Annotated in this window: 3 protein-coding genes; 2 read left to right on the forward strand and 1 reads right to left on the reverse strand. The window is 68.3% G+C overall.

The window, feature by feature from the left end:
• Positions 1-611 (reverse strand): phosphoribosylaminoimidazolesuccinocarboxamide synthase (locus I55_RS24390; protein WP_044563317.1); only part of this gene is annotated, 611 nt, incomplete at its 3' end.
• Positions 612-870: 259 nt separating this feature from the next.
• Between I55_RS24390 and I55_RS33455 the strand changes: the two genes are divergently transcribed.
• Both I55_RS33455 and I55_RS24400 read left to right on the forward strand, forming a co-directional pair.
• Positions 871-3747, forward strand: coding sequence for a hybrid sensor histidine kinase/response regulator (locus tag I55_RS33455; protein WP_049974456.1), 2877 nt, complete (start codon positions 871-873; stop codon positions 3745-3747).
• 326 nt (positions 3748-4073) lie between these two features.
• Positions 4074-6248, forward strand: coding sequence for a TonB-dependent receptor (locus I55_RS24400; protein ID WP_252181300.1), 2175 nt, complete (start codon positions 4074-4076; stop codon positions 6246-6248).
• Positions 6249-6602 lie beyond the last annotated feature (354 nt).

The following is a 6602-nucleotide window of genomic DNA, read 5'->3' on the forward strand; positions in this document are numbered from 1 at the left end:
CCCCGGCTGGCGGCCAGCTCACGGCCCCGGGCGAACAGGGCCAGGGCCTTGCGCGACAGCTCCTCCCATTGCGCGGCGGTCAGCAGCTTCTTTTCCACGATCTCCGCCGGCGACAGCGGCTCGTCATGGCCGCCATCGAAGGCCTTGGTGGTGGGCGTTATAATGGTGTCGGGCAGTTTCTGGTTGGGGCGCAGGCCATCCGGCAGGGTCACGCCGTACATCGTGCGCTCACCCTTGCGGTACATGGACAGGATGGAGGTGCCGGTGGTGCCGGCCAGGTAATCGCGCACCACGATCTCGACCGGCAGGATGTCCAGCCGCTTGGCCACCACCACGTTGGGGTCGGGATAGTCGATGACGTGATTGGGGCAGATGTCCCGCGTGGCTTCGAACCAATAGCGCGCCGTCTGGGTCAGCACGGCACCCTTGTGCGGCACCGCCGTCAGGATGCGGTCGAAGGCGCTCAACCGGTCGGTCGCGATGATGATGCGCCGCCCGTCGGCCAGGTCGTAGTTCTCGCGCACCTTGCCCCGGTAGTGCTTGGGCAGCTCCGGTATGGTGGCGTCGTTGAGGACGTTGGCGGGGGCGAGATCGGAAGGGGTGAGGTCCACCGGGCACCTGACGGGTTGCGGCGCGCCCCGGGGGATGATGTGGCGGGGGCGCGGGGTTGGAATCGCGCGCGATCCTAGTGCGGTCGCGTCCGTTTGACCACTGCGCGGTGGGCGGGGTGCCTACCCGCGACGATAGGCCCCCGCAGAGCGCCTGGGATACTGGCGGGACACCCGGCCAACCTCTCCCCCCGTATCTCTATATCGTGATGGCATACCGGGTTATCCTGGGCCGTCCTGCCCCCTCCACACCGCCGGTTGGATGTCGCTTCGCCTTCGCCTCGCCCTGACCTTCGGTGTCCTGGTCGCCCTGGCCATGCTGGCGGCCACCCTGGTCATTGGCGACCTGGCGGCCGACCGGGTGCGCAAGGACATCGCCCGCCAGATGGCCGACGTCGCCTTCCAGACGGGCGACAAGCTGGACCGGGGCATGTTTGAGCGCTGGCGCGACGTGCAGGTCGCGGCCTCGCTGACCAGCGTCTTCAAGGTCGGGGCCGAGGAGGGGCGGCAGCGCCGCTGGCTGGACCGGTTGAAGCAGACCTTCCCTTCCTATGCCTGGATCGGCTTCGCCGACCCGCAGGGCCGGGTCATGGTGTCCGCCGACGGCCTGCTGGAAGGGGCGGACGTGTCGCAGCGGCCCTGGTTCGCCGCCGCCCGTGAGCGCGGGTCCTATGCCGGCGACGTACATGAGGCGAAGCTGTTGCAGAAGGTCCTGGGTACGGAGGACGGGGAGCCCCTGCGCTTCGTCGACGTGGCGGCGGCTGTCCATGATGGGAATGGCACGCTACAGGGCGTGCTGGGCGCCCATCTCAGCTGGACCTGGGCGGAGGAGGTCAAGCGCTCCGTCCTCGGCGCCGCTGGGGAACGCTCGGGCGTGCAGGTGCTGGTCCTGGCGCGGAACGGCACCGTGCTGTTGGGACCGGATGGGTTCGTCGGGCGGGAACTGTCGGTGGTCCGCGACGCCCACGGCACCGATATCATCAACTGGCCTGACGGCGCGGCGGGCGACTTCCTGATCGGTGTCAGCCAGAGCACGGGCTATCGCGACTATCCGGGCCTGGGCTGGTGGATCGTGGCGCGGCAGCCGGCGGCGGTGGCGCTGGCGCCCGTCCACAGCCTGCGGCGCCTGGTGGCCTTGGCCGGCGGCGGCATCACCCTGCTGGCGGTGCTCATGGCCTGGTTCGCCGCCGGCCGGTTGGCCGCCCCCATCGAGCGGCTGACCGAAGCGGCGGAACGCCTGCGCCTGCGTCCCGTTCCGGAGGCGGGGGACGGGGAGGTCCCGTTGCCAACCTTGCCGGTGGTGACGGGGGACCGGGAGATCGTGTCCCTGGCCGACAGCCTGCGCACCGCCTTCGCCACGGTGCGCGCCCAGGCGGCCGACTTGGCGCAGGCCAACGCCACCCTGGAAAAGCGGGTGGAGGACCGCACCGCCGCACTGGCCGCCGCCAACAACCGCCTGATGGACGACCAGATCCGGCTGGAAGGGCAGGCGACCACCCTGGCCGCCCTGGCGGAGGAGCGGGACCGCGCCCGCGCCGTGGCCCAGGCGGCCAACCAGGCCAAGTCCAACTTCCTGGCGGCCATGAGCCATGAGGTGCGCACGCCATTGAACGGCATCCTGGGCATCGCCCAACTGTTGCTGGCCGGCCCCCTGCCGGCCGACGTGCGGCCTTTGGTGCGTACCCTGCAGCAGAGCGGTCAGTCGCTGCTGACCATCGTCAACGACGTCCTGGACCTCTCCAAGATCGAGGCGGGCAAGCTGGCGCTGGAGGACTTGGCCTTCAAGCTGGAGGATCTGGTGGATGGCGTGCGTCATCTGATGCAGCCCAGCGCCGCGCAGAAGGGGTTGACGCTGGAGGTGTCGCTGGACCCCGGGCTGAAAGCGGCCTATCGCGGCGACCCGGTGCGCCTGCGGCAGATCTTGCTGAACCTGGTCAGCAACGCCTTGCGCTTCACCGATGCCGGCGGCGTCACCATCGGCGTGGCGTCGGATGAGGACGGCGCCCTGTGCTTCACCGTCACCGACACCGGCGTGGGGCTGTCGCCGGCCCAGGCCGGGCGGCTGTTCGAACGCTATGTCCAGGCGGATGAGACCATCGCCCGCCGCTACGGCGGCACCGGCCTTGGGCTGGCCATCTGCCGCGATCTCGTTGACCTGATGGGCGGCCGGATCGGCGTGGACAGTCAGGAGGGCGTGGGCAGCCGGTTCTGGTTCACCGTCCCTCTGGCGCCGGCCAGCGCGGAACAAGCGGCCCACCTGGCGCTGGACCTGGACGCGGCCCCCGCCCTGGGGGCGGAGGTTCCCGCCTTCGGTCATGAGTCGGCGCCGGATGGTGACGGCAACGCGGCCCGCATCCTGCTGGTGGAGGACAACGTGGTGAACCAGCAGGTGGCCTTGGCCCTGCTGCGCCGCGCCGGGTATGCCGTGCGCCTGGCCCATAACGGTCAGGAGGCGCTGGACATGCTGGCCGAAGGTGCTGGGGCCTTCGACCTGGTGCTGATGGACATGCAGATGCCGGTGATGAACGGGCTGGAGGCCACCCGTCGTCTGCGCGCGGCGGAGGCCGGCACCGGCCGGCGCATCCCGGTCATCGCCTTGACAGCCTACAGCCTGTCCGGCCGGGCGGACGACCACCTGGCGGCCGGCATGGATGACTATCTGGAAAAGCCCTTCGACCATGGCCAGTTGCTGGATCGCGTGGCTTTCTGGCTGGGTCGCGACATGACAGCCTTGGCGGAGATATCCCCCTCATCGCCATCCATTGACGCCATGCCGCCGCCGGACGCGCCCGTGTTCGATCCGGCGGTGCTGGGCCGCCTGTCCGCCATGGTGCCGGCGGACCAGTTCCGTCTGGTGGTGCGTGAAATGGTGACCAATGGCCTGGCGCGCCTGGACCGCATCGCTGCCCAGGCGGCGGCCGGGGACCTGGCCGGCCTGAAGCGCGAGGCGCACGATTTGATCTCCACCGCCGGCAGCGCCGGGCTGGGCCGCCTCCAGGCCCTGGCCCGCACGCTGGATGACGCCTGCGCCGGAAATGACGCCGACCTGGCCCGCCGCGTGGCGGGCACCATCGCGACCGTTGGCGGTGATGATTGGCGCCGGGTGATGGAACTGGCGCCCGACGTCTTGTCATCTTGAGGTCGGGTGGCATGCGGGGGCGGGGTGTCCTTCCGAGTCCCTCGGTGCCCAGCGGAAACCGGTCGTCAATCCTGCGACCTTCTGTCGTTTGCGGTGCAGCGCTTTCCCGTTGACGCTGGGGACAGTCCAGGCTAGAACCCTGTTACGTTATACTATAACATAACGAAACTTGGCAGTTCGGGGCCTGTTTCCCTGTCCAACCAGCCGTCCTGGCCGGCCGCGCTTCCTGGGGAAGCGCGGCGACGGCGGCGGCTTGCCTGGGATCGGGACGGCAAGAAGGGACCAAGGGTCGCCCGGCGGGGCGGCTCTCAAGAGAGGTGGAAGGTATGGCTTTCAAGTTTGGGCGCGCCGGGGTGATGGGCGCAGTTCTGTTGGGTTCGGTCAGCACGGTGGCGCTCGCCGCCGACGGCCCCGCCGCCGGGGCGGCGGATGACGCGGCCGGCGCCACCGGTTCCATCGGCAGCACCTCGGCCAGCGGCCCGGTGCCCGAGGTGGTGGTGACGGCCAAGCGCCTGCTGGACGCCCGCAACAGCATTCAGCCGGACCTGGGCGCCTCCACCTACAAGCTGGACGAAACCGCCCTGGAGGCCCAGCCGGGTGGCGTGAACAACGGCCTGAACCAGGTGATGTTGCAGGCGCCCGGCGTGGCGCAGGACAGCTTCGGCCAGCTGCACATCCGGGGCGAACACGCCAACGTCCAGTATCGCATCAACGGCGTCATCCTGCCGGAAGGCATCAGCGGTTTCGGCCAGACGCTAAGCCCCCGCTTCGCCCACAGCGTCAGCCTGGTGACCGGCGCCCTGCCGGCGCAGTACGGCCTGCGCACCGCCGGCATCATCGACATTCAGACCAAGTCCGGCGCCTTCGACAACGGCGGCGACGTCAGCATCTACGGTGGCAGCTACAACACCCTTCAGACCAGTTTCGACATTTCCGGTTCCTCGGGCAACCTGAACTATTTCGCTTCCGGCGACTACAAGACCAGCGGCGTGGGCATCGAGAGCCCGGACGGCAGCGGCAAGCCCAACCATGACCGCACGGAGAATGGCCGGGGCTTCGTCTTCCTGCAGGACATCCTGGATCCCGACACCCAGGTCAGCCTGATGGCCGGTACGGAACGCGGGCAGTTCCAGATCCCCACCCGCAGTGGCCAATCGGCCGGGCTGGGCTATAACTTCAATGGCCAGACCGATTACCCCAGCGAGCATATCGACGAGAACCAGCGGGAAATCACCCACTACGCCGCAGCGACATACCTGAAGGCGCTGGACGCGGTGACCATCCAGTCCTCCGTCTACGGCCGCTATTCCAGCCTGTGGTTCAAGCCCGACCCCGTGCCCGACCTGCTGTACAACGGCATCTCGCAGGAGGCCTACCGCCGCTCCATCGCCGGCGGCTGGCAGACGGACGGCAGCTGGGTGGTGAACGACCACCACACCCTGCGTGGTGGCGTGCTGCTGCAGGTCGAACGCTCCTCCGGCATCACCAATTCGCAGGTGTTCCCGGTGGATGACGACGGCAACCAGATCGGCAGCACACCCGTCAGCGTGCGCGACACCTTCGGCAAGACCGGCTACAGCGAAAGCGTCTATATCCAGGACGAATGGAAGTTCGCGCCCGACTGGACCTTGAACGTCGGCGGCCGCTTCGACAGCTTCCAGCAGTTCGATAGCGAAAGCCAGTTCAGCCCACGCGTGAACCTGGTGTGGCAGGCGACGGCCAAGACAACGCTGCACGCGGGCTATTCCCGCTACTTCACCCCGCCGCCGTTCGAGCTGGTGTCCAACACCGCCGTTTCCAAGTACGCCGGCACCAGCGCCGCCGCCGCCAGCGGCGTCAACGACGCGCCCAAGGCCGAACGTGCCCATTACTTCGACGTCGGCATCGAACAGAAGCTGACCGACGCCCTGACCGTGGGCCTGGACGGCTATTACAAGAAGTCCAAGAACATGCTGGACGAGGGGCAGTTCGGCGCCCCCATCATCCTGACGCCCTTCAATTATGACGAGGGCATCCAGAAGGGTGTCGAGCTGTCGCTGACCTACGCGGTCGACAACTTCCAGTCCTACGCCAACTTCGCGGTGTCGAAGGCCGAGGGCAAGAAGATCGTCTCCAGCCAGTTCAGCTTCAGCCAGGACGACCTGGATTACATCGCCACCCACTACATCCCGGTGGACCACGACCAGCGCTTCACCGCCTCGGCCGGGGCCAGCTACCGCATCGACCGCACGCTGCTGACCACCGACCTGATCTACGGTTCCGGCCTGCGCGCTGATGGCGCCACGCCCAATGGCGCCGCCCTGCCGGGGTATGTCCAGGTCAACTTCGGCGCCGTCCAGACCCTGGACCTGCCGACGGTGGGCGTGATGGACGTGCGCTTCGACGTCATCAACGTCTTCGATGAGAAGTATGAGATCCGCGACGGAACGGGGGTGGGCGTGGGCGCCCCGCAATATGGCCCGCGCCGGGGCTTCTATGTCGGCCTGACCAAGGAATTCTAAGGACCCCTCCAAGCCTTGGGATTTTCCCCATCAGGCCGGCGGTAGCCCGGCCCCCCAGACGAGCCCGGCGGGACCAACCCCTCGCCGGGCTCGTTTCGTTTCCGACAGTCCCCGGGCCAACAGCCCATGCGCGCGCCGCCAAGACGCGGGTTGGCGCCAGGTCTTAGCCTCAAGGGTGGAAGAGGCGATGGGGGAGCATCATGGCGCATAGCATCGATTTGCCGGCATGGGCGCATGAACGGGGCCGGGCGCTGAACGACGTCCAGGCCCTGGATCCCGCCCGCACCGCGCTGGTGGTCATCGACATGCAGCGGGTGTTCATGGATGCGGGCGAGGTGTTCGGCAACGCCCATG

This window comes from Azospirillum sp. B4, from assembly GCF_000333275.1.
In the GTDB taxonomy this organism is placed as follows: Bacteria; Pseudomonadota; Alphaproteobacteria; order Azospirillales; family Azospirillaceae; genus Nitrospirillum.